At 50.9% G+C, this 22,702-nt stretch carries 20 protein-coding genes, 1 tRNA gene and 1 pseudogene; 4 read left to right on the forward strand and 18 right to left on the reverse strand.

The features are described 5' to 3' along the window. Positions 1-143: 143 nt before the first annotated feature. From sodC to ACE15A_RS19265, 7 genes are all read right to left on the reverse strand, one after another. On the reverse strand, positions 144-674 hold the full coding sequence (gene sodC, locus ACE15A_RS19235) for a superoxide dismutase family protein (protein WP_023249225.1): 531 nt from the start codon (positions 672-674) through the stop codon (positions 144-146). A gap of 129 nt (positions 675-803) precedes the next feature. Next, positions 804-1,568 carry a transcriptional regulator gene (locus ACE15A_RS19240; RefSeq protein ID WP_074177909.1) on the reverse strand — a complete coding sequence of 255 codons (765 nt, stop codon included), beginning with the start codon at positions 1,566-1,568 and terminating at the stop codon, positions 804-806. Next, positions 1,552-2,061: a CaiF/GrlA family transcriptional regulator gene (locus ACE15A_RS19245; protein ID WP_053510926.1), complete on the reverse strand. Its 510-nt coding sequence runs from the start codon at positions 2,059-2,061 to the stop codon at positions 1,552-1,554. The genes ACE15A_RS19240 and ACE15A_RS19245 overlap by 17 nt, the downstream gene beginning before the upstream one ends. 109 nt (positions 2,062-2,170) lie before the next feature. Continuing rightward, complete coding sequence (locus ACE15A_RS19250; protein WP_053510928.1) at positions 2,171-3,241, reverse strand: fimbrial protein; 1,071 nt, start codon at positions 3,239-3,241, stop codon at positions 2,171-2,173. Then, positions 3,238-3,981 carry a fimbrial biogenesis chaperone StdC gene (gene stdC / locus ACE15A_RS19255; RefSeq protein ID WP_023249221.1) on the reverse strand — a complete coding sequence of 248 codons (744 nt, stop codon included), beginning with the start codon at positions 3,979-3,981 and terminating at the stop codon, positions 3,238-3,240. The genes ACE15A_RS19250 and stdC overlap by 4 nt, the downstream gene beginning before the upstream one ends. 40 nt (positions 3,982-4,021) lie before the next feature. Further along, complete coding sequence (stdB, locus tag ACE15A_RS19260; RefSeq protein ID WP_053510930.1) at positions 4,022-6,511, reverse strand: fimbrial outer membrane usher protein StdB; 2,490 nt, start codon at positions 6,509-6,511, stop codon at positions 4,022-4,024. 119 nt (positions 6,512-6,630) lie between these two features. After that, entirely contained in the window at positions 6,631-7,221 is a 591-nt protein-coding gene (locus ACE15A_RS19265; RefSeq protein WP_064055817.1) for a fimbrial protein, read from the reverse strand. Positions 7,222-8,151: 930 nt separating this feature from the next. Here ACE15A_RS19265 and istA point away from each other — a divergent pair. Both istA and istB read left to right on the forward strand, forming a co-directional pair. After that, a complete protein-coding gene (gene istA / locus ACE15A_RS19270) occupies positions 8,152-9,324 on the forward strand; it encodes an IS21-like element IS21 family transposase (RefSeq protein WP_000952373.1) in 1,173 nt (390 codons plus the stop codon). After that, a complete protein-coding gene (gene istB, locus ACE15A_RS19275; RefSeq protein ID WP_000544830.1) occupies positions 9,324-10,121 on the forward strand; it encodes an IS21-like element IS21 family helper ATPase IstB in 798 nt (265 codons plus the stop codon). The genes istA and istB overlap by 1 nt, the downstream gene beginning before the upstream one ends. Before the next feature lie 128 nt (positions 10,122-10,249). On the opposite strand, the gene ACE15A_RS19280 is transcribed toward istB, so the two are convergent. Together ACE15A_RS19280 and ACE15A_RS19285 are read right to left on the reverse strand one after the other, a co-directional pair. Next, on the reverse strand, positions 10,250-10,882 hold the full coding sequence (locus ACE15A_RS19280) for a YfdX family protein (RefSeq protein ID WP_053508113.1): 633 nt from the start codon (positions 10,880-10,882) through the stop codon (positions 10,250-10,252). Between the two features lie 46 nt (positions 10,883-10,928). After that, positions 10,929-11,465, reverse strand: coding sequence for an STM3031 family outer membrane protein (locus ACE15A_RS19285; RefSeq protein ID WP_053508114.1), 537 nt, complete (start codon positions 11,463-11,465; stop codon positions 10,929-10,931). A gap of 788 nt (positions 11,466-12,253) precedes the next feature. Here ACE15A_RS19285 and ACE15A_RS19290 point away from each other — a divergent pair. After that, a complete protein-coding gene (locus ACE15A_RS19290) occupies positions 12,254-13,345 on the forward strand; it encodes a TQO small subunit DoxD (RefSeq protein WP_023249216.1) in 1,092 nt (363 codons plus the stop codon). A 1,062-nt stretch (positions 13,346-14,407) separates the two neighbouring features. Here the strand turns inward: ACE15A_RS19290 and ACE15A_RS19295 are convergent. The 6 genes and pseudogenes from ACE15A_RS19295 to actS form a co-directional block, all read right to left on the reverse strand. Continuing rightward, positions 14,408-14,761, reverse strand: coding sequence for a hypothetical protein (locus tag ACE15A_RS19295; protein WP_023249215.1), 354 nt, complete (start codon positions 14,759-14,761; stop codon positions 14,408-14,410). Positions 14,762-14,783: 22 nt separating this feature from the next. Beyond that, positions 14,784-15,113 (reverse strand): polymorphic toxin type 44 domain-containing protein, encoded by a 330-nt coding sequence (locus ACE15A_RS19300; RefSeq protein ID WP_077944415.1) that lies wholly within the window; start codon positions 15,111-15,113, stop codon positions 14,784-14,786. A gap of 77 nt (positions 15,114-15,190) precedes the next feature. After that, the gene (locus ACE15A_RS19305) at positions 15,191-15,673 is read right to left on the reverse strand and encodes an Hcp family type VI secretion system effector (protein ID WP_023249213.1); all 483 of its coding nucleotides are present in this window, start codon (positions 15,671-15,673) and stop codon (positions 15,191-15,193) included. Positions 15,674-16,021: 348 nt separating this feature from the next. Further along, a pseudogene (locus ACE15A_RS19310) lies at positions 16,022-16,274 on the reverse strand (Arm DNA-binding domain-containing protein); the annotation flags it as partial. A 161-nt stretch (positions 16,275-16,435) separates the two neighbouring features. Then, positions 16,436-16,509 (reverse strand) — tRNA-Gly (locus ACE15A_RS19315). Positions 16,510-16,588: 79 nt separating this feature from the next. Next, the gene (actS, locus tag ACE15A_RS19320) at positions 16,589-17,341 is read right to left on the reverse strand and encodes an amidase activator ActS (protein ID WP_023249212.1); all 753 of its coding nucleotides are present in this window, start codon (positions 17,339-17,341) and stop codon (positions 16,589-16,591) included. Between the two features lie 270 nt (positions 17,342-17,611). On the opposite strand from actS, the gene idi reads away from it, so the two are divergent. Continuing rightward, positions 17,612-18,157 (forward strand): isopentenyl-diphosphate Delta-isomerase, encoded by a 546-nt coding sequence (idi, locus tag ACE15A_RS19325; RefSeq protein WP_023249211.1) that lies wholly within the window; start codon positions 17,612-17,614, stop codon positions 18,155-18,157. Positions 18,158-18,233: 76 nt separating this feature from the next. Here idi and lysS read toward each other — a convergent pair whose 3' ends face one another. The 3 genes from lysS to recJ all read right to left on the reverse strand — a co-directional run bounded on the left by lysS (position 18,234) and on the right by recJ (position 22,700). Then, on the reverse strand, positions 18,234-19,751 hold the full coding sequence (lysS, locus tag ACE15A_RS19330; protein WP_000003339.1) for a lysine--tRNA ligase: 1,518 nt from the start codon (positions 19,749-19,751) through the stop codon (positions 18,234-18,236). 9 nt (positions 19,752-19,760) lie between these two features. Continuing rightward, positions 19,761-20,859 (reverse strand): peptide chain release factor 2 gene (prfB, locus tag ACE15A_RS19335; protein WP_100212306.1). Its coding sequence is split into 2 segments (ribosomal slippage): positions 19,761-20,783 and positions 20,785-20,859, totalling 1,098 coding nucleotides; the frame shifts between segments, so codons are not numbered across the junction. Between the two features lie 104 nt (positions 20,860-20,963). Beyond that, entirely contained in the window at positions 20,964-22,700 is a 1,737-nt protein-coding gene (recJ, locus tag ACE15A_RS19340) for a single-stranded-DNA-specific exonuclease RecJ (RefSeq protein ID WP_053508120.1), read from the reverse strand. Positions 22,701-22,702 lie beyond the last annotated feature (2 nt).

Below are 22,702 nucleotides of genomic sequence, written 5' to 3' on the forward strand. Positions count from 1 at the left end.
AAATATCTGGCTAACCCGGTACAGTGGGCATCTACTGTACCGGGAAGTTATCGCTTCGAGTTTCATTCCAGAAGCATTTTTACTCATCATACTGTTATGAAAGGCCATACATTCAGTGCTCCGCCTGAATGGTTTTCTGTCGTTTATTCTACTACACCACAGGCAAAACGCGCCCCTCCTCCACCAAGTTTAGCTGGGTTATCAGAGTAATTATCCCCGCCAGCATGGATCATCAGAGAATGCCCCTTCAGTTCCGACAGAGATTTCAAGCGGGGAGCCAGCAGTTCATAAGTTGCGGTTCCATCTGCATTCACCACCAGACCAGGTAAATCTCCCAGGTGTCCTTTATCATTGTAAGGCCCCATGTGCTTGCCTGTTTTTCCCGGATCGAGATGCCCGCCCGCCTGCAACGCAGGGACTTCTTTACCATTTTCAAGCCCCGGCAAACAGCTTGGGTGAGTATGCACATGGAAACCATGTATCCCGGCAACAAGACCAGACAAATGTGGCTGAAACAGTAAACCATAAGGTGTTTCTGTTACGGTAATCTCCCCGAGCGCCTTTCCGCTTCCTGAAGGCAGGGCTTCATTCATCGGAATACTCATTGTGGCAGCGGACGTGACTCCAGCCACAAAAAAACCACCTAATATCAATGCGCTGACCCTTTTTTTCATCTTATCCACTCCTGTTATATAGACCTTATAGTTAATGTTTTCAGCCTGAAAATTCCATTACATTTTTGTCATCTTCGTGCCAGATATTCGGCCTGTCGGGGCTATTGTGATGTGGTCGCCGGATGCGGGTTACTGCGGAGCAATAAACGGAGTTCGCTGCAGTGATTTACAAAACCGGGTACCAAACAGCAGTTCCCGTAACCGGTTCCGCATTCTCAGCTTCACCAGTAACCGGTATTTGTCCTGCCAGATTTGCTTCTCCTGCGTATTCAGCCTCCCACATAGCGCTGATAACCTTCCCCGTCCACGGTAAACTTCCTGAAGCAAACGTAACTGGGCCAGGCTCACTCCACATGCCAGTATCTCCCGGTGCATCAGATGGTCCATACAGTTCATCAGCCGCTTCGGACTGTTAAATATCGGTGGCACCTCCAGAAAACCCGTCACCGGGGTCGGTGATAACAGAAACCCCTCCAGTGCTCCCGTCACCCGCAGACGTGCCCCCCCGGACCACTGTTCACCCCGCCGCACCCGGATAAGTATCTCCTCCAGCGCCTGCTCCGGCAGCGCCGGGATACCCCCGTACACCTTCAGTACCACCCGGTCACTGAAAAGCAGCTCATCGCTGATGACCATCACCGGGTGCTCCGGCAGCACCTGCCTCAGGGCATAGAACAAAAAGAGATGTTCACGGGGACGCAAACACAGTATCAGTATGGCCTCCGGTTTCCGGCGCAGTTGCTGCAACAGCGCTGGCAGCCTATATGTGCTTTCACAGTCGCTGCCCGGCAGAAATGTCCGGACCAGATGTGCCACAGCGGTCGTCACCGGCCAGCAGTCACCGAGAATAATAACCTGCCGGGGCGTGACTGACCGGTTATACGTCGTCGCCATCATTCACTTTCCTTTTCAGGATTTTTCCCGCATTTCTGTTACTGCACAGCCGGTTCCACAGTTCATTTGCCATCGACCTGTCACCGTTACCGACCCGGCGTTTTGATACCGGCGGCGGTCCGGCCTTTTCACGGCGCGTGGACGGGGTGGGGCTGTCAAGAACCCGGAAAACATAAATTTCATAGCGCAGGGCTTTATTGGGCAGGGTCTGGTGACGGCAGACGCTGACCACCCGTGATGTTTTGCTTCGCAGGTAGGCAATCAGGTAGCTGGCCCGTCTGGCCGTGATGTGAAACGCCTCTGATATCTGGTTACGCTGCACCCAGTTCTGCTGCAACAGACACCAGTGTGCCACGATGATATACAGGGGCTCGCCGGCATACTGGCGGACACTTTCCGGAATAAAGCAGGCATCATGGTTGGTCTGTCCGGGATAATGAATATCGTTACCTGAAAAAACTATCTTTTCTTTTGTTTTTTTATCAGAAGACATGCAGACTCTCCGTTTTTTTGTGAAAAAGACCGAGAAGCAAAAAAAATAATCATAAAGATAAATCCATATCTATTTTTAATTAACTATCAGTAAATGGCATTTAATCCTGTTAATTGTAAGTAACAATAACTGTCATTGCTGCAGAAAAATCACCTGTTTTAATTTCCGCTCCTGGTATGGCTTCTACTTTTGCTTTGTAGTGCTTTATAATTCTGCCACCGGCACCGTTATCAAGATGGATAGGTCCCATATCTGCTTTCATATTAAATTTAACTGGTGTGTCATTATCCACATCAATTACCGACAGTCCGAAGCCATTGTTTTCTTGTTTATTATTCTTAAGAATCACGGTGCTGTCAGCATCTGCCAGTGTCAGACCGTTGGTCCTGAACTCTATAGCCAGTGGGGCGACGAACGGGATCTGCGTTCCGACATTCTGTTGTGCTGTAACGGTGAAAGGTACTTCCCTGGGCACCATGGTTTCCTTATATTCCGTATAAAAACGCCCCATATTGATGGTAGCAGAAGGAGAAATAATAACCGTGCCTGAGTTGTCAGGAATCATTCTGATATTAAAGGCGGAAACCGACAAAGGTGTATACGGTTTAGATGGTGGCGGTACGGTTGATGGTTTATAGGGAAGAATACCAAATGTACTTGCCGGAATGTTTATGTTCAAAAAACTATATTTAAAACTTTGTTCAACATAAATACGTACAGTAAGCTTTCCACTCAGATTATATGTTTTATTCTGTTCCAACTCTTGACCAAATATCTTTGAGCTGGCCCAGCCGGCAAAACCTGCCTGTATCTCCCGCCATGAAAAATTAACAGGATCTCGACTACCCTCCTGAATAAACAGCTCAATACCAAGACCGCTCTTTTTCAGGGCATCCACCATTGGTTGCACATTCTTAAGACTGATAGTGGCATTATAAGGTTCTGAATAAGTTTTAATTGTAGTGATGCAGGTATAACTGAAGGGAATGTCTTTAATTTTCTGCAGTTCATCACCTGCGCTATATTGCCCTGCTTTAATATTAATATTCTGGATGTTAACACTCCCAGTGGCATTACAATATGACCAGTCGATATTTGCCCGTGCAGAATCACTGACAGCAAAAAACAGAAACACACCTGACAGTATCAGTGATTTCATATTGAATAATCGTTCTGTCATGATGTCGCCCCTGCGTCCTTAAACGCGCAGTTCAGGGCATCACAGGCGTAGCGGTTCATCTGCAGTCCACCGTAATCATCAATATACCCCACCCACAGCGTCCGGGTTTCTGCCGGCAGAACAGCCTTTAAAGGCAGGCTCCCCAGGGGCGGCACCATCACGCCCTCGCGGAAACCGCTGAGCCTGTGGCTGCGGTCTGCTCCCAGCCACGCCACAGTGATGTAGTACGGCGTCGGATTTTTTAATGTCAGGCGCCCCGCTTCCCGTTCAGCAGTCAGCTTTCTTTCCGGCTGGTCACTGCTGCTTCTGATAATGGCTTTCGGACGGTAAAACAGTTTCAGTTGGCTCTGCATGGCCAGTTGCAGGACGTTGTCGTCTTCCGGCTTCGGGGGAACGCCCCGCACGTTAAACCAGAACAGCGTTTCCCTGTCCTGAGGGAGCTTGTCTGTCAGCCCGCGAACCTGGGTGATACGGACCTGGGATTTCTGTCCGGCATCAATACGCTGCAGCGGTGGCAGCGCCATCAGCGCATCCGTTCTCACCCCGTCAGCATCCGTCACCCAGGACTGCGCCAGGAACGGCGTGGTTTTGTCATCGTTATTCAGCGTGATGGCCACCGTTTTCTGCGGCGCATCCATGATAATACGGGTCCGGTCGACGTTGACGGCCGCCGGGCTGCACTGGCTCCATGCTGCCGCCAGTGCGAGTAAAATCACACGGCTTATTCTGCTGTTTTTCACCTGTTTTCTCCTTTAGTCCTGCTCTGTGACAGGGATATTTTTATCTGCAGGGCAGTAACAGCGGCCCCCGGCTGAGTGTCACCGTTTCCGGCAGGGTGAGCCTGCACTGCACCCGGCCATCCCAGGACACATTCAGGGTCCGGCGGTCTTCCCCGCTGAGTCCGGTCAGGTAAGCCAGACCGTCATCCCCGACCATCCCTGCGGTTCTGCCGGTTTTCCCGGACACCACCAGGGAGCCAAACGGCGGACTGGCGCCGTCCGCCAGCCGGATATGACCGAGCACCTGCTCCCCCTGGCTGGCGTCAATCTTCCGGTAGCCCACCGCGCCTTCCGTCAGCACCTGGCTGATGACGGAGCTGCTGACGTCCACGTCCTCCGGCAGGGAGGCCACATCAACCGAAATATCGCTGCGGCGGTAGCTGCTGCCGGCGCTCACCACGCCCACCCCGAAGCGGTTGGTCACCCCGCTGTTGCCGTTCACCGGCACACCGGCCACGTCTCCGGTATCTATCATCATGCGGGGCTCATTCCCGGCCATCGACTGGCTGAAAGCGGCACCGTGGGCGGTGGCAGTCACCGAGCCGTACCAGCTCAGGCCCAGGCTGCGGTACTGTCCAGGCTGCAGGGTAGCGTCCGCTGCCGCCTGGCCCCACGGCAGACGGCTCTGCACACTGCCGCTGAAGCTGCTGTTGCTGCCGGTGTCATAACGGTTATGGCCGGCGCTGATGTTCCATGTGGTGTCCGGGTTATGGAAATCGCTGTAATTCACGTTCTGCTGCAGGCCGCCCCGGTTATCCTTCTGCACGCTGTAGCTCACCTGGCGACTGTCGCCCCACGGGATACTGATGGTGGCGTAGACCTGGTTCTGGCTGCCCCCGCCGGTGTACTGGTTACGGGCAAATGACACCGAGGCCGAAAGCCCCTGAAGGTCGCCGAGACTGAACACTTTGTTGAGGCTGAGCATGTAGTTATTGTTGGACTGTGCATTCCAGTAATTGAGCCGGCTTACCGAGAGGGCCGCGCTCATGTTGAGTACCGGAACGGACTGGCTGTAAGTCACGGTGTAGCTCTGTTTTTCATGCCACGCATCGCCGCCGTCGGTGGCCCGGCGTTGCAGGTATTCCGGCATGGACAGAAAATGGCGGTCCGAGAACCGGTATCCGACGAACGCCAGGGTGCTGCCGGTTTTATCAAACGTTTTGGCATAGTTGATACGGTAGCTGTAACCGGACTGCTTCTGCCCGTGCGGCAGCCGCGCATCTGAACGGGTGACGTCCGCGGAGAGGGCACCCAGCAGCCCCATATTCTGGCCTATCCCGAGCGCAGCGGACCGGTAGTCGCCGGTGGAGGCAATGAGACCGCCGTACAGCGACGTGTTGTTAAATGCTCCCCAGGTGGCCTCCCCGAGCAGGAAGTCAGGGCTGACCGTACTGTTGTTATGCGTCCCGCCGTACAGCGGACGTCCGCCGGCCACCTTATAGCGAACCTGTCCCTGGCGTGCCATAAAGGGGACGCTGGCCGTGTTGACCTGCCAGGTCCGGACGCTGCCGTCGCTTTCGCGCACCGTCACATCCAGGTTGCCGCTGATATTCTGGCTCAGGTCGGGAAGCTCAAAAGGCCCCGGCGACACCCGGGTCTGGTACAGAATGCGGCCGTTCTGGCTGACGGTGACCTGCGCATTACTGTTCGCAATACCGCTGATTTTCGGGGCATACCCCTGCAGAGAAGGCGGCAGCATGCGCTCATCGCTGGCTAAAGTGAGCCCGGCAAAGCGGAAGGAGTCAAAAATAGCGGAACTGAGGTACGTCTGTCCCAGCGTCAGTTTTGAACGCAGTGCGGGCAGAGCACGGAACAGATACGTCTGCGGCAGATAAAAATCGGACTGCGATGCCCCATGTCCGCTGTCAAGGCGGCTGTACTGGTAATCGCTGCGCAGCCGCCACGGGCCGAGATTAAACCCGGCGGTGCCGTAGAGGCTGTAGCTGTCAGAGGTCTCCCCCTGCTGCGGCATGTAGCGGCTGGCCATCAGGCTGTAATCGAGCAGGCCGGCTGTGACGCCGTCGCTCCAGCGTGAAGGGGGGACCCAGTCCGGGTCCTGATAGCGCATCCAGGCCTGGGGGATAATGAAGGTCAGCCGCTGCTTTTCAGCGCTGTACCGTACCTGACTGTCAGCGGAGCGCAGCTCAAGGCACTGCCCGTCCGGGATACCGGTAACGGGTTTCAGGCCATGAATAATCTTATCCTTAAGACCCAGCATGGCCACCATATCGGTTGTCACACAGATGACGGCCGCATCGCGTCCGGCAGCCGGTACAACCCTGACCGGATACTGTTCCCGTACCGTCTGGTCATTGAGCCAGATATCGAGAATATAGTTACCGGGCGCCACATACCCCTCGCGGCTGAAGGCCGTGAGGTCCACATTGGACAGGTTCCCGCTGTCCAGCAGGCTGGCATTAAACTCCGTGGCCTGCGACTTCAGGACGGAAAATGTCAGGGTAATCAGAATGGCAAGCCGGGTAATTTTCATGGCATGGCGCTTTCGTGTTGTCGTCCGTGTAACAGACAGCCCGCAGGCGTGGTCAGATATAAAAGCCGTCCGAACCCCTCCGTGGACGGCTTATCCCTGTCGTTATTTACCGCGTAAAATCACAGGTATTTCAGGGTGTAAGTGACGGATGCGTTAACATCGCCAGGAGTTGCGGCATCTGTCAGGGCTATCAGGCGGGCAAAGAAGTTGAGTTCGTTATTCCCGGCCTGCAGTTGCTGAGCTTCGCCATCCGGCATCGGGGTATTGGGTGTAATCAGTGAGATATTGTCACTTTTCAGAAGCTGCACACCAACATGCTGGGCACTGCCGGTGCTGACGTAAGCTTTACCTGAGGTATCAGCTGTGCCACTGAAAGAGACGGTTACTTTAGACATTTTCCCTGCGGAGCCAGCAGGATTTGAACCTGCATCATTCGGATCGAAGGCGCAGTTCTGCAGATGAATGGTGAACGGTTTTGAGTCCGTGGTTGCATCGGCGGTATTCAGTTTACGGTAAGAAATCTGTCCAAACGGAACGGTGATCGCATCGTCACCCGGTGCGATATCGCAGGGTGAATTGGTGATGGTGCCGGTGAAAATAATTTTACCTGAGCCGAACGGGCCTGCTGTAGGCGTAGTATCGGCGGCGAATACAGAAGCGCCATACATCATACCGGCAGCCGCCATGACAAGTATTATTTTATTACGCATAGATAATATGTCCTTTGAATGAGAATTATTTTGCAAAGACTGAAAACAAGTCTGAGGGTATTAATGAAAGCGTTCAGAAAAGATTCGTATAAATAATAAACGTCTGGTGTTAAACGAAGCACCTGAACTTTTCATCGAAAAAATATTGATTTCAGCTAATGCCTGATCAGTTGTAAGAAAATTCTCATGCAAATTAAAACAATAAAAATAGATCGATACGATCGATGATTATGATCGTAATTTAAGAATAATCATCAAAGAAATACTTTTTAATGTAATTATAAGCATATGAATACCTGACAGACAGATATTCTCAGCGAGCAAGAAATATTTTGTAATATGTCATCAAAAATGTATATTTTGCTTTTCTGCCGGAATGAACATTTACAAAACATAATGCTAATCACACATAAAAAAGCAATCATTAGCAGAATAAAAACCCACACAATTCATTAACAAAAGACATTTAATGCCAAAATATTAACTTAACAAATAACTATGAACCATCATAAGTAGAAATACTAAAAAATAATAAATGAAATGATATCTTCCTGAATTTGTGATGTTAATCACAATTTCAGAACCATGACATTACTGAACTTCACGGAAGAAATTTAAAAATAATGTCACCGTAAAGAATAAATCCATAACTCTATTGAAATGCTCTCATGAGCCTAATGTATTTCTGCTTGCTGCCCAGACTGTATATCTGGTCAAGTACGGAAGAGGTCATTGACAGTATTTCTGGCTATTCAGCCGTTACATACTTTGTCTGGTAGTTTGTCGAGACATTGTCGAAATTGTTTCCTGAACAAAGAGCAGCAATAAGTGTCAGCGCCAGTGATATAAGACGGTAATTCACCATTTGGATTGTCCGCTCCACCCAACATGTTGTTTCCTTAAGGTTCTCACACCAGAAAGGACATCAACATGCTGAGCAGAGAGGACTTTTACATGATAAAGCAAATGCGCCAGCAGGGCGCGTACATTGTCGATATTGCGACTCAGATTGGTTGCTCTGAACGGACGGTCAGACGCTACCTCAAATACCCTGAACCGCCAGCCAGAAAGACCCGCCACAAAATGGTTAAGCTGAAACCGTTTATGGATTACATCGACATGCGCCTGGCAGAGAATGTCTGGAATAGTGAGGTTATCTTCGCGGAGATTAAGGCAATGGGTTATACGGGCGGACGTTCCATGCTGCGTTACTACATCCAGCCCAAACGTAAAATGCGTCCGTCAAAAAGAACAGTTCGCTTCGAAACTCAGCCTGGATACCAGCTCCAGCACGACTGGGGCGAAGTTGAGGTGGAGGTTGCCGGGCAACGGTGCAAAGTTAACTTTGCGGTTAATACGCTGGGGTTCTCCCGCCGCTTCCATGTCTTCGCAGCACCAAAACAGGATGCTGAGCATACCTACGAATCACTGGTTCGCGCCTTCCGCTACTTCGGTGGTTGTGTGAAAACGGTGCTGGTTGATAACCAGAAGGCTGCGGTGCTGAAGAATAACAACGGGAAAGTCGTGTTCAACTCCGGATTCCTGTTGCTGGCCGACCACTATAACTTCCTGCCACGGGCATGCCGTCCACGCAGGGCCAGAACAAAAGGTAAGGTTGAGCGAATGGTGAAATACCTCAAGGAGAACTTCTTCGTCCGGTACCGCAGGTTCGACAGCTTCACTCATGTTAATCAACAACTGGAGCAATGGATAGCCGATGTGGCTGACAAACGGGAACTTCGCCAGTTCAAAGAAACGCCGGAACAGCGCTTCGCGCTGGAGCAGGAACATCTGCAGCCGTTACCGGATACGGACTTCGATACCAGTTACTTCGATATCCGCCATGTGTCCTGGGACAGCTATATCGAGGTTGGTGGTAATCGTTACAGCGTTCCCGAAGCGCTGTGTGGTCAGCCGGTATCGATACGAATATCGCTGGATGACGAGTTGCGGATCTACAGTAATGAGAAACTGGTGGCCTCACATCGCCTCTGTTCGGCATCGTCTGGCTGGCAGACAGTGCCGGAGCATCACGCCCCGCTCTGGCAGCAGGTCAGTCAGGTGGAACATCGACCACTGAGTGCCTATGAGGAGCTGTTGTGATGCATGAGCTGGAAGTCCTGCTGAGTCGCCTGAAAATGGAGCATCTGAGTTATCACGTTGAAAGCCTGCTGGAACAGGCAGCTAAAAAAGAGCTGAACTACCGGGAGTTCCTGTGCATGGCGCTACAGCAGGAATGGAACGGCAGGCATCAGCGCGGTATGGAGTCCAGGCTGAAGCAGGCTCGTCTGCCGTGGGTCAAAACGCTGGAGCAGTTCGACTTTACCTTCCAGCCGGGCATCGACCGTAAGGTTGTCCGGGAACTGGCTGGTCTGGCGTTCGTGGAGCGCAGCGAAAACGTGATCCTGCTGGGACCTCCTGGTGTCGGAAAAACTCATCTGGCCATAGCTCTTGGCGTGAAAGCGGTGGATGCGGGACATCGGGTACTGTTTATGCCACTGGACAGACTGATCGCGACACTGATGAAAGCGAAACAGGAAAACCGTCTGGAGCGTCAGCTGCAGCAACTGAGTTATGCCCGGGTGTTGATCCTGGATGAAATAGGCTATCTGCCGATGAACAGAGAGGAAGCCAGCCTGTTCTTCCGGCTACTGAACCGTCGATATGAAAAAGCGAGCATCATACTGACGTCAAACAAAGGGTTCGCAGACTGGGGAGAAATGTTCGGAGATCACGTGCTGGCAACAGCGATACTGGATCGGTTGCTACATCACTCAACCACGCTGAATATCAAAGGAGAGAGTTACCGGTTAAAAGAGAAACGTAAAGCTGGAGTGCTGACCAAAAACACAACGCCAATCAGTGATGATGAAATGGTGAAAAGCGGACAGCATCAGTAACGAAAGTATCTTAGCGGGCATGAAAATGGCAAATAACGGTCAAACATCGTGGCGTTGACATAAGCAGCTACAAATAGCTGTCAGGCATAATACGGCCTACTGTAATATATACAGCAGGCCGGGGGATATTAATGTGCAGCATCATGCTGCACGGGGGGTGTCGGTGACTCCTGAATAGACTGAGAATCCACAATTACACCATCCTGAGCTGATTTAAGTATCAGACCTGCCTGATAGTATTTTCCTTCGTTCATCAAGGAAAGCGCTGTGGTCACATCCTTGCGGGTTTGCTGAAGAGGAATGAGTTCCTGATTTTCAATAACACTGACACCTGCAAGTTTCAGAGCCTCTATAGTGCCTTTTTTATCTCCTTCTTTCATTTTCTGGTTTGCTTTATTAATAGCATCATTTTTCTGCCCGGCAGGGAGATAATCTTCTGCTACCGTAATCGATGAATTTATCCGAATATAGCGGTCTCCTTCAACTGGTGCTTTTTTATCTGATTTTACATACAGATTCCAGTCAGTACTGTCATCGTTCAGGAGTTTTTCTGCTTGCGCAGTCAGTTGTTCAGCCTTTTGTGTCCGACCATTAAACAGTTCGAATCGCGACATTCCGATATCACGCATGGCCTGCCAGGCCTGTCCGGATATCTTGTCATTATTCAGGGTAACGTTATCAGACATATTTGTTGCGGCCATAATACTTCCTGAAAACAGGATCAACATCAGCGCAACTCCTAGCATAATATGGCTTTTCATAATCCATCATCTCCCCAAATTAACATTTTTTATCGGATTATCCGGTTCAAAACCGATAACCCACGCCAAGATTAAAACCATTGCTATTAAGGCTTCCGCTGTTATGGGTAGCATCAAAATCTGCACCTTCATAACCCAGAGTTACCGCAACATTACTGACTGGGGTGTAAGCCACACCTGCGGAATAACCATATCCGACCTTACTGTCAGACTCATTTATCCCATGATCACGCTGATGCAATAATACGGGGCCCACCTGACTATACAGGCTTAACTGGTTATTTATTTTCCATGAGGGACCTGCAAGCAGAGAGTAATAACGGGTTGTTACACGACCATTACTGCTTTCATCGGAATAGCGCTGGCTTCCATTTAGCCAGGAAAATGAGGTTGTCAGCCCCCAGTCCGGTGACATTTTATAGTTGTTTGCCAGCCGTACCCCACGCAGCGTTCCGGCGTGATTAGTATGGGACTGGGCGTATCCGAGTGAAAATGTACTGGCATTATCGTCTGCCCATACCGGACTGGCTGCAGCAGACAGCAGAACAATACCGGTACTTCCGGCTAATAGCATTTTGTTCATCTTCTTCTCTCCGGTTATTTTTACCTGATGCCTCACAGGCATGCATTAAGTTAAAATCGTTCCGTGATAACAAAGTATGAATAAGTCTTTTAAATTATGAGATCTGTTACGCCAGTAAATATCTTTATCTCTGCCCACCCGGAGGCTTGATTCATGAAAATAAATCCAGGCCAGAAACAGTATTTAATAATACATAAACTGGAAAATAAAAACTGACAAAAATAGATGTTCACTGATATATAACGGGCAAGAAGCCATGTCAGCCAGGTGAATCAACGCCTGTGAATTAGTTGCAGGAAACGACTATGGAGAGCGGTATGCGGCAGTTATCTGGCAGTAACGGCATTGTTTAGTGAGTATTCAGGAAACAAAAAAAGAAGGGAGCGGTACTCCCTTCGCAAACATGTCAGAATACGACATTTTGGTGCTCTTTTATTTATTCTCTGGCTGTAAAAGTTATGCTGTTGGCAGACAGCTCCAGTCAACATAAAAAAATACCGCCAACTAAAAATGTGATGCAAATCACCATTAAGCAAGGGTCTGAAAATGTATGCAATACGTTTGAAAACCCACCAAACCCTTCCGGCAAGGGTTTCCACTGAGATGGTTTTCATAAGTCGTCGTTAGCCTGGTGCCATTCCTGTTTAAAATGCCCAGAACGTAACGATAAATATTCTTAACAACCGTTACATAAAGCAACAATATTGTTAACCATTTGTGTGTTAATTGTTTTATTTTTACTCATATGCCTTTTTGGCATAACGATATAACGACAGGGGATAATAATTATGAGTTCAGCTACACACGTTAATCCCGCAAAACCTGTGACAGATGTTTATCTGCTGGCAGGCCTGGGATTACTGGCGGTCAGAATTATCCAGGGATTTATTTACTGGGGGGGTGGGAGCCGACGTTTTATTTATGCGCCGGATAAACTTAACCCGGATGCACCCCACTGGATGGCCTACAAGTTTCAGACGGCAATGCCCGGTGCTCTTATGGGGCTGGAGCATGTAATTTCATTTATGCTCCAGCATTTCTGGCTGCTGTATGCCGGCGTAATACTTTTCAGCGCGGCTGAACTCATCGCCGGGCTGTTTCTAATGATAGGTCTGTTCACCCGTATTTCAGCGCTGTTGTCGATGTTTTTCTCCGTATTGCTAATGCTGATGTTTGGCTGGCAAGGGGCAACCTGTATTGATGAATGGACAATGGCTGCCTGTAATCTGGCGATGGGAACCACATTGTTTCTTTGCGGGTCACACAGCTATGCCCTGGACAACGTTATCCTGAAGAGAAAGCCCCATTTGGCTGACAGTCGGATTTTCCGGTGGTGTTGTGGTTCACTTCCTGTGCCGCTAACCCCGGTCGGTTATAAAAAACTGGCGCTATGGCTGTTAGCTTTAGTGGTGGTTTTTGATGTAGGGACTTACAGTTACTATCGGGGCTCAGTGGTCACGCCATATCATCATGGCCCTGTTAGCCCTACCACACATCATGTCCGCCTGACTGAAGGAAAATTGTTCCCTGATGGCCGCGTTCAGGTTCATGCTTACCTGGATGCAGGAACGCCTGAGGCACCTGAGCATATCATGGAGGCATGGCTGAAAGATGCCGATGGCGCAACGCTTATTCACTGGGACACCGCCATGCTGTCGGCATTACCGCCTGATAGCTTCCGGAACGATTATGCCTACAACAAATTCGCTCCTGGTCACTACGGCATACAGGCTATTGTCGGATCAGCCGCCACGCTCACCCTTCCTGCTGGTGTTATAAAAAGAGGTAGCGATAGATTACCGAACGGTCCGGTAACGCTGGTACTGATAGATATGGAAGGACATACGTTCAGCACGCCTCTTGAACGGGTTTCCGACTGATTTCAGACGTAAAGCGAATAGACGTATACATACATTTATATAATACCCTGCTCTTGATATGTTCAACTCATCATCAAAGGCAGGGGGACTAAAGGGTCGATAACAGGTCGTTGAGTGGTAAATCTTATCCCGTCCTGAAGCTCGGTTACTGCCTGGATGGCCACTGATGAAAAAAGATTGTTAACCAGAATGGGGGTTACATAAGCAACAACAGACGTTCAGAAAGGCAAAATTGCTGTAAATTCGTGGACTTAGTAGACGTCAGTAGATAGGCGAAGGGAGCCGTACAAACTCCGATAGGCCCTGTAAATACCAGGACTCTTTGAGTTAGGACTTTAATTCTATACACATTTCTATACACACGTAGCTGTCGCTTGAACTTGTTTACCCTATCAAGGGCATCCATAACTTAGGTGCAAATTACAACGTTCATGATGACCACCAGCGCAGATATCTCAATCACGCGATGGTGGTCTAATGGGGAATCTGCATCCGCATTTCACGCCAAGACCTTAGGAAATCTTAGGAAGCATCAACCGAAATTTGCGCCTTTAACCTTAACAAACCTTGACATAACCCGGTACGCAAAACCTTAGCATTTCTCAGCATCGTATTACGTGGAAACCTATATAAATCTATATATCAGCCCCACGGCACACCAGCGATTAAGCCAAGCGGTACGCGGATTTTGCGTATTATCTGCGTACCAAATTGCGTACCAGATTGCGTACTTTTTTGTGTATCGTCTGCGCAACTTTTTTCTGCGCAGTTTTCGGCTGGGGCGGATCTTTGCGGATCAGGATGCGCAGAGTTTTGCGCAATATGAAACCCAGAGCTGGCAAGACTTACAGGCCAGTTTCCACCGTTCTGCGCAGTGATATTTTGCGCAATGATTTTCCGCTTTTTGCGCAGATGGATTTTTTAATTTCGCGGGCATGATAATCCGGTTATGTGAGCCAGCGAACGCCACCATTGCAGGGCTGAGTGGTTGCCGGTGCCACAACGGTACATTCGCCCGGGCGAGAACGAAAAATCCCGCCGAAACGGGATGGGGGCCATTTTTCAGTATGGCGATGTATCGAGGTGGATACTGACGTTATAGCCGACGCTCCTGAAGGCATAGACATTCCCGCGAACGCGGAAATAAATATCGCCGTCTTTTACCTCTGCGCTGGCCTTGTAGTCATCTGTTGTCATCACCGGCTCTATACTCTTAACGTGAATCAGGAAGTCATCCGCGCTCTTACCAGCATCATAAAAATAGTAGTTGTAGGTATCTTTAGAGAGCGAGCTTTTAGACACTTCGGTAACGTACAACGTCAACTTATCGTTAATTTTAACCGTGCTTTTCACCTGCTCATAAACGCTGAAAAAATCACGAAACTGATAAGCCAGAAAACCCAGAAGAAGCAACACAAATATTACGCCTGTCTTCCTGCTAAAACCCACTGCGCCTTGCATAATCAATACCCGCCTTTATCCATGACTGATCTACGGGGTCATCGCCGTATGCGTCGACCGCATGGTACTGTGCGAACTCTACCGGATTACTTGTACCAGCCAGAATCTGCGCCGCACCAGCGCCACGTAAAAGCACACCGTCAGGAATACCCGCTGCCGCACCAATTGCGCCGTAATGGAAGTTACCGAAATTCGCATATTGTGGGTGGCCTTGCTTGTAATCCCACGGGCCATGATTCCGAACCATCTGATAAAACCATACGTAAGTCATCAGCGAAGCGCCACCGTGTAGGCGAGCAATCACCATATGGCTTACAACATCAACGCCGGGCGGTGCGAACGATGAAATATCATATGGAGTTGAGTACACCGGAAAGCGCATGATTAACGCTCTGCCCAACTGTCAGCAAACTGCAAATTGCCGTCGCAGTATTTCCAGGTGATTTTATCGTAACGCAGTTCCACCAGCTCAAGGTGGTTATGCTTCTCTTTGGTGGGGTCTTTGATGTCATGCATCAACGGGGTAACGGAGACAACTTTCACGTTTTCCAGTAGCATATTGTAATACTCAGCTTCCTGCCCGGCATCATTGATGTTGTACCATTTGAACTCCGCTGATTTGAGCGTTTGTCCGGTTGCAACGGCTTTCATGAGGTAGGGCGAGGATGAGTCTATTTCTTTCTGAAAAACCAACGGCGCATGCTGGCGAGTGCCGGTCACTTTCCCGGTAAAGGCATCGGTAGGCAGGCGCAGGTTATGCGTAAATCCGTTAACCTCGATACTGCCTTCGCGATCCCTTACGTCAACCGAACCTTTAATATCTGCGCCGCCGTCATCTTTCAGCCATAAATAAACTGGAATAGCCATGTATATAAAATCCTTATGGTTTTACGGGGTCATTCCCTAATAACCATAATATCTACAGGGATAAAGCAAACAATTACGAGTGTGTTACTGACTGTTAATTAACCGGCTGCATTTACACCCATTACGGAAAATTATCGGATGATCACCACCGGCGATAATCACCCGATTTGCTACTAACGGCGCAGATTCCACAGAACTACTCTTTTGTGCGGAGCAACTCGGACGGATCAAACCTCGCTACAGCCGCCTTTTGTGTTTTGGTCAGTTCTATAAGGTTTACCGTTCCCTGTATTTGCGCATTTGCTGCGGAATCACTTGCCACATGTTTACCTACGCTCGTATACGTTGCTTTTCCCTCTTTCTCACTTCGCCAGGGTTTATACCCGTCACAACCAGCTTTTTAGCCTCATCGCGTTTTTGCCGGGCATCAGTCAGCGAGATAGTCGGATATGTGCCCAGCGAGAGCATTTTAGGCTTACCGTCGAATCTGTACCGGAAACGCCACCCTTTCGAACCGTTAGGCTCGATGAGCAGGAATATTGAGTGTATAGGACTTCTCACGCGGCTTAGAGCGCCTTATTTCAAGGTCTGTGAGTGGCATTGTGTATAGTTCCAAAGAATGGCAAACCGTCTATACGCATTACTATACAACTGTATGTGTAGATTTCACTAGAACCATGTAGAGCTTAAAATCACCAATATAGCCTGAGAAGCTCGTGATTACTGGGTTTTGTAGGGGTTAGGAGAACTTGAAGGTTTGTCTGGAGCGGGCGAAGGGAATCGAACCCTCGTATAGAGCTTGGGAAGCTCTCGTTCTACCATTGAACTACGCCCGCTTTGAGATGCGTAAGGCATTATAAACCTTACGCTCTGGTTGGCAAGAGACTAACTGACCGACTGGCGATTAATTCGCCGTCAGCATTTCGGTTTACTCCCCTGCGGCGGCAGATAACGCAGCGGATCGATGGCCGTCGCCCGGTAGCGAATCTGGAAATGCAGCCTTACGGATGCGGCATCCGTGCTGCCCATCGTAGCGATTTTTTGCCCCGCTTTAACGCTTTGTCCATTATTAACCAGCATGGTGTCATTATGAGCGTAAGCCGTAATGTAGTCTTCATTGTGCTTAATCATAATGAGATTGCCGTAACCGCGCAGCTGGTTCCCGACATAGACAACTTTACCAGCTCCCGCCGCATAAACAGGCGTTCCGCGCGCGCCCGCAATATCGATTCCTTTATTTCCGCCTTCCGCGGTGGAATAAGGTAAAATCACTTTACCGTTAGCAGGCCATACCCAACAACGCTGCCCCACCGGCGGCCAGGAGGATTTTGGCACCGAAGATGACGGTCTGACCGCGGCAGTTTTTGTTGCTGTTTTATTGCTGGTTTTGCGTGTTGCACTGCTGCTCTTTGCGCTGCCGCGCACTTTAATTCGCTGCCCCACCTCAATAGTATAAGGCGGAGAAATGCCATTCAGTCGGGCAAGTTCTTTCACGCTGGTTCCCGTGGCGCGCGATATACGATACAACGTATCGCCGCGCTTAACGGTATAGACGGAGCCGGAATATGTTCCTGAGCCGGAATTACTGGAACACCCCGCCAGCAGCAGCCCTGTGCATAACAGCACCGCAATACCCAGGCTATTTTTGTTCAGGCGTCCTGCGCTCAAAACTTTTCCTCACTCTATTGACAGACGCCTTATGATAGCAGCCAAACGCCGTATGCCCAATCCATTGACGCCGGAAAGGAGCAGCGTGGATGATGATGCCGCTAGTATCCGATATTCCAGCATAATATCGACTAACGGCACAATGGCGCTCGTCTGCGTTCTGTCAAGACCTGTTTTGGTAATGCCTTTCTTTCTGTTATGAGCTACGCTGATCGTCTGAGTATATGGCCCGGCCATGCTGCCGGGTCATTTTAATTTTCAGGAGCTTTCATGACTGAGGAACATGTCGTTTTATTGGATGAGCAGGATAAGCCTTCCGGCACACTGGAAAAGTATGCGGCTCATACTCTTAATACGCCTTTGCATCTGGCTTTCTCCTGCTGGCTATTTAACGAAGATGGTCAGTTGCTGGTAACACGACGGTCGCTGAGCAAGAAAGCCTGGCCGGGCGTATGGACGAATTCGGTTTGCGGTCATCCGCAACAAGGCGAAACCACCGAAGAGGCGATCATCCGCCGTTGTCGGTTCGAACTCGGCGTGGAAATTACCGATCTCACCCCCGTCTATCCGCACTTCAGCTATCGGGCGACAGATCCAAACGGTATTGTGGAAAATGAAGTCTGTCCGGTATTTGCCGCGCGGGCGACCAGTGGGTTACAGGTTAACAGCGAAGAGGTGATGGACTATCAGTGGAGCGAATTTAAAAGCGTATGGAAAAGCCTTCTCGCTACGCCGTGGGCATTTAGCCCGTGGATGGTCATGCAAACGTCAGACGAACAAGCGCGTGAACTACTGCGCGATTACTGCCAGCGCTGAATGATTGCCTGATGGCGCTACGCCTGAACGAAGAGATGCCGGATGGCGGCTAATGCCCCATCCGGCAATTTACATCTTATTTCACCGGGCGCATCGCCGGGAACAGAATAACGTCGCGAATCGTGTGGCTGTTAGTAAACAGCATCACCATACGGTCGATACCAATTCCCAGACCCGCTGTCGGCGGTAAACCGTGTTCCAGCGCTGTCACGTAGTCTTCGTCGTAGAACATGGCTTCGTCGTCGCCCGCCGCTTTTGCATTAACCTGATCCAGGAAACGCTGCGCCTGGTCTTCCGCATCGTTCAACTCGCTAAAGCCATTACCGATTTCACGACCGCCGATAAAGAACTCGAAGCGGTCAGTGATTTCCGGGTTCACATCATTACGACGCGCCAGCGGAGACACTTCAGCCGGATATTCGGTGATGAAGGTCGGCTGAATCAGATGCGCTTCAGCAACTTCGTCAAAGATCTCGGTGACGATACGGCCCAGACCCCAGCTCTTCTCGACGTGAATGCCGATGCTTTCAGCAATCGCCTTCGCGGAATCGAAGTTGTCCAGATCAGCCATATCCGTTTCCGGACGATATTTCTTGATCGCTTCACGCATGGTCAGTTTTTCGAACGGCTTACCGAAATCAAACACTTCATCACCGTACGGAACCTGGGTGGTGCCCAGAACATCCTGCGCCAGCGTACGGAACAGAGACTCAGTCAGCTCGATCAGGTCTTTGTAGTCCGCATACGCCATATAGAGTTCCATCATGGTGAACTCAGGATTATGGCGCACAGAGATGCCTTCGTTGCGGAAGTTACGGTTAATTTCGAATACGCGTTCGAAGCCGCCAACCACCAGACGCTTGAGGTACAGTTCCGGCGCGATACGCAGGTACATGTCCAGATCCAGCGCGTTGTGATGGGTGATAAACGGACGGGCAGACGCGCCGCCTGGGATCACCTGCATCATCGGGGTTTCGACTTCCATAAAGCCGCGAGCCACCATGAACTGGCGAATACCGGCCAGGATCTTCGAACGGGTTTTGAACGTGTTACGGGATTCATCGTTAGAGATGAGATCCAGATAACGCTGGCGATAGCGCGCTTCCTGGTCCTGCAGGCCGTGGAATTTATCCGGCAACGGACGCAGCGCTTTAGTCAGCAGGCGCAGTTCGGTGCAGTGGATAGACAGCTCGCCGGTTTTGGTTTTGAACAGCTTACCTTTCGCGCCGAGGATATCGCCAAGATCCCACTTCTTGAACTGCTCGTTGTAAACGCCTTCCGGCAGATCATCGCGCGCCACATACAGCTGAATGCGGCCGCCTACGTCTTGCAGGGTAACAAAAGAGGCTTTACCCATAATACGGCGAGTCATCATACGGCCCGCGACGGACACTTCAATATTCAGCGCTTCCAGTTCTTCAGCTTCTTTCGCGTCAAACTCTGCGTGCAGTTGGTCTGAGGTACGGTCACGACGGAAATCGTTCGGGAACGGGATACCCTGCTCACGCAGTGCAGCCAGCTTCTCGCGACGTGCCTTCATTTCATTGTTAAGATCGACTACCTCGTCAGCGCCCTGTGCGTTTTGTTCAGACATGTTGATTCCTCATAGCCCTGCTTTCAAACTTGCTTCGATAAATTGATCCAGACTACCGTCCAGTACCGCCTGTGTATTGCGGGTTTCCACCCCAGTACGCAGGTCTTTAATGCGGGAATCGTCCAGGACATAGGAACGAATCTGGCTTCCCCAGCCGATATCGGACTTGGTGTCTTCCATCGCCTGTTTTTCAGCGTTCTTTTTCTGCATCTCCAGTTCATAAAGCTTCGCTTTCATCTGCTTCATGGCCTGGTCTTTGTTTTTGTGCTGCGAACGGTCGTTCTGGCACTGTGTCACAATCCCGGTTGGAATATGGGTGATACGCACCGCGGATTCCGTACGGTTAACGTGCTGACCGCCTGCGCCGGACGCACGATAGACGTCGATACGCAGATCCGACGGGTTAATGTCGATATCGATATCGTCGTCCACTTCCGGGTACACAAACGCGGAGCTAAACGAAGTATGACGGCGACCGCCGGAGTCGAACGGGCTTTTACGCACCAGACGATGCACGCCGGTTTCAGTACGTAGCCAGCCATAGGCATATTCGCCGGAGATTTTGATAGTCGCGGATTTAATGCCGGCGACTTCACCTTCCGACTCTTCAATGACTTCAGTTTTGAAGCCGCGCGCTTCCGCCCAGCGCAGATACATACGCAGCAGCATGCTGGCCCAGTCTTGCGCTTCAGTACCACCGGAACCGGCCTGAATATCGAGATAGCAATCGGCGCTATCGTACTCACCGGAGAACATCCGACGGAATTCCAATTGCGCCAGTTTCTCTTCCAGCGTATTCAGTTCCGCGACGGCTTCGTTAAACGTCTCTTCGTCGTCAGCTTCTACCGCCAGTTCCAGCAGCCCGGAAACGTCGTCCAGCCCCTGAGACATTTGATCAAGCGTATCGACGATCGCTTCAAGCGATGAGCGCTCTTTTCCCAGAGCCTGCGCGCGCTCGGGTTCGTTCCAGACATCCGGCTGTTCCAGCTCGGCGTTTACTTCTTCCAGACGCTCTTTCCTGGCATCATAGTCAAAGATACCCCCTAAGAACGTTGGTGCGTTCCGTGAGGTCCTGAATGCGGTTATTCACCGGGTTAATTTCAAACATGGTCTGATTTCTTTTATTTGACTTGTCAAAATGCGGTTATAAGGGCGAAATATTAGCGGATTTCGCCCCTTAATTACAGCGAAAGTGTTGTTAAATCGCCCCGATCATAGCGGCCAAATATCATCGATAATAATCTGTAAACTACGGTTGCCGCGAAACTCGTTAATGTCCAGTTTATAAGCCAGTTCTACCTCCCGCACGCCGTTATCCGGCCAGCAGGTAGTATCAATATTAAATGCGATGCCATCTAACAGCGGGCCGCCGCCGACGGGCTCCACCATCACCTTGAGGTGACGCTCGCCCACCAGGCGCTGTTGTAGCAGACGGAAACGGCCATCGAATAACGGTTCCGGGAACATTTGCCCCCACGGTCCGGCATCCCGCAACAGTTGCGCCACTTCCATAGACATCTCCGCCGCGCTTAATGGACCATCGGAGATCACCTCACCTTGCAACAGGGCAGGATCGAGCCATTCCGTCACCAGCTCGCCAAAACGTTGCTGGAACTGCTCGAATTTATGCTCTTCCAGCGACAATCCCGCCGCCATCGCATGGCCACCAAACTTGATCATCAGATCAGGGTAAAGCGTATCCAGCCGTTCCAGCGCATCGCGCATATGCAACCCCTGAATCGATCGGCCTGAGCCTTTAAGCGTGCCGTCGCCCGCAGGCGCAAAGGCGATTACCGGGCGGTGAAAACGCTCTTTAATACGCGACGCCAGAATTCCGACCACGCCCTGATGCCATTCAGGATGATACATCGCCAGACCGCCCGGAAGCGTTTCACTACTGCGCTCAAGCTTTTCGCACAGGATAAGCGCTTCCGCCTGCATCCCCTGCTCTATTTCTTTGCGCGTCTGGTTAAGCGCATCCAGCTCGCTGGCCAGAACACGCGCTTCGCCGAGGTTGTCGCACAACAGTAACGCCACGCCAACGGACATATCATCCAGTCTGCCGGCGGCATTCAGGCGAGGCCCCAACGCGAAGCCTAAATCACTGGCGGCAAGCTGCTGCGGATCGCGATTCGATATCTCCAGCAACGCTTTAATTCCCGGACGGCATTTCCCGGCACGAATACGACTTAGCCCTTGCCAGGTCAGAATACGGTTGTTAGCGTCCAGCGGCACAACGTCTGCTACCGTTCCCAACGCCACTAAATCCAGCAGCTCCGCCAGATTCGGCGGCACGATGCCGCGCTCGTCGAACCATCCTTTGTCGCGCAAAAATGTCCGCAACGCCAGCATCAGGTAAAACGCCACGCCAACGCCCGCCAGCGACTTAGACGGGAATTCGCAGTCGCGCAGATTGGGATTAATAATCGCTTCGGCATCCGGCAACGTGTCGCCAGGTAGATGGTGATCGGTCACGATCACCGGAAGCCCCAGCGTCTTTGCATGCGCTACGCCGGCGTGGGATGAGATGCCGTTGTCTACGGTGACGATAAGCTGCGCCCCGCGCGCCTTTGCCTGATCGACCACTTCCGGGCTTAAACCGTAGCCGTCTTCAAAGCGATTAGGCACCAGATAACTGATGTTGTCACACCCCAACGCACGCATTCCCAATACGCTTAGTGCAGTACTGGTCGCGCCGTCGGCGTCAAAATCGCCGACAACAATAATGCGGATACCTTCGCGAAAGGCGTTGTAGAGGATCTCCACCGCGTTATCCATGCCGCTAAGCTGCTGCCAGGGCAGCATTCCTTTCACGCTGCGCTCCAGTTCGCGGGCGCTACGAACGCCCCGGCTGGCATATAAACGTCGCAGTAATGGAGGAAGATCGGCGAGTAGTAGTTCCGCCGTCTCATCAGCCTCGCGCCGACGAAGTTGTCTCTGTTGTTTCACGC

Source organism: Salmonella sp. HY31 (genome assembly GCF_042604575.1).
Taxonomy (GTDB): Bacteria; Pseudomonadota; Gammaproteobacteria; order Enterobacterales; family Enterobacteriaceae; genus Salmonella; species Salmonella diarizonae.

What these genes read in the sequence shown, in the direction of transcription:
- ACE15A_RS19245 (WP_053510926.1), bottom strand. Translation starts at nt 2,061, where the DNA reads ATGTCTTCTGATAAAAAAACAAAAGAAAAGATAGTTTTTTCAGGTAAC.
- ACE15A_RS19290 (WP_023249216.1), top strand. Translation starts at nt 12,254, where the DNA reads ATGAGTTCAGCTACACACGTTAATCCCGCAAAACCTGTGACAGATGTT.
- istA (WP_000952373.1), top strand. Translation starts at nt 8,152, where the DNA reads ATGCTGAGCAGAGAGGACTTTTACATGATAAAGCAAATGCGCCAGCAG.
- ACE15A_RS19265 (WP_064055817.1), bottom strand. Translation starts at nt 7,221, where the DNA reads ATGCGTAATAAAATAATACTTGTCATGGCGGCTGCCGGTATGATGTAT.
- ACE15A_RS19305 (WP_023249213.1), bottom strand. Translation starts at nt 15,673, where the DNA reads ATGGCTATTCCAGTTTATTTATGGCTGAAAGATGACGGCGGCGCAGAT.
- ACE15A_RS19250 (WP_053510928.1), bottom strand. Translation starts at nt 3,241, where the DNA reads ATGACAGAACGATTATTCAATATGAAATCACTGATACTGTCAGGTGTG.
- ACE15A_RS19280 (WP_053508113.1), bottom strand. Translation starts at nt 10,882, where the DNA reads ATGAAAAGCCATATTATGCTAGGAGTTGCGCTGATGTTGATCCTGTTT.
- idi (WP_023249211.1), top strand. Translation starts at nt 17,612, where the DNA reads ATGACTGAGGAACATGTCGTTTTATTGGATGAGCAGGATAAGCCTTCC.
- istB (WP_000544830.1), top strand. Translation starts at nt 9,324, where the DNA reads ATGCATGAGCTGGAAGTCCTGCTGAGTCGCCTGAAAATGGAGCATCTG.
- ACE15A_RS19285 (WP_053508114.1), bottom strand. Translation starts at nt 11,465, where the DNA reads ATGAACAAAATGCTATTAGCCGGAAGTACCGGTATTGTTCTGCTGTCT.
- lysS (WP_000003339.1), bottom strand. Translation starts at nt 19,751, where the DNA reads ATGTCTGAACAAAACGCACAGGGCGCTGACGAGGTAGTCGATCTTAAC.
- ACE15A_RS19300 (WP_077944415.1), bottom strand. Translation starts at nt 15,113, where the DNA reads ATGGTGATTGCTCGCCTACACGGTGGCGCTTCGCTGATGACTTACGTA.
- ACE15A_RS19240 (WP_074177909.1), bottom strand. Translation starts at nt 1,568, where the DNA reads ATGGCGACGACGTATAACCGGTCAGTCACGCCCCGGCAGGTTATTATT.
- stdB (WP_053510930.1), bottom strand. Translation starts at nt 6,511, where the DNA reads ATGAAAATTACCCGGCTTGCCATTCTGATTACCCTGACATTTTCCGTC.
- sodC (WP_023249225.1), bottom strand. Translation starts at nt 674, where the DNA reads ATGAAAAAAAGGGTCAGCGCATTGATATTAGGTGGTTTTTTTGTGGCT.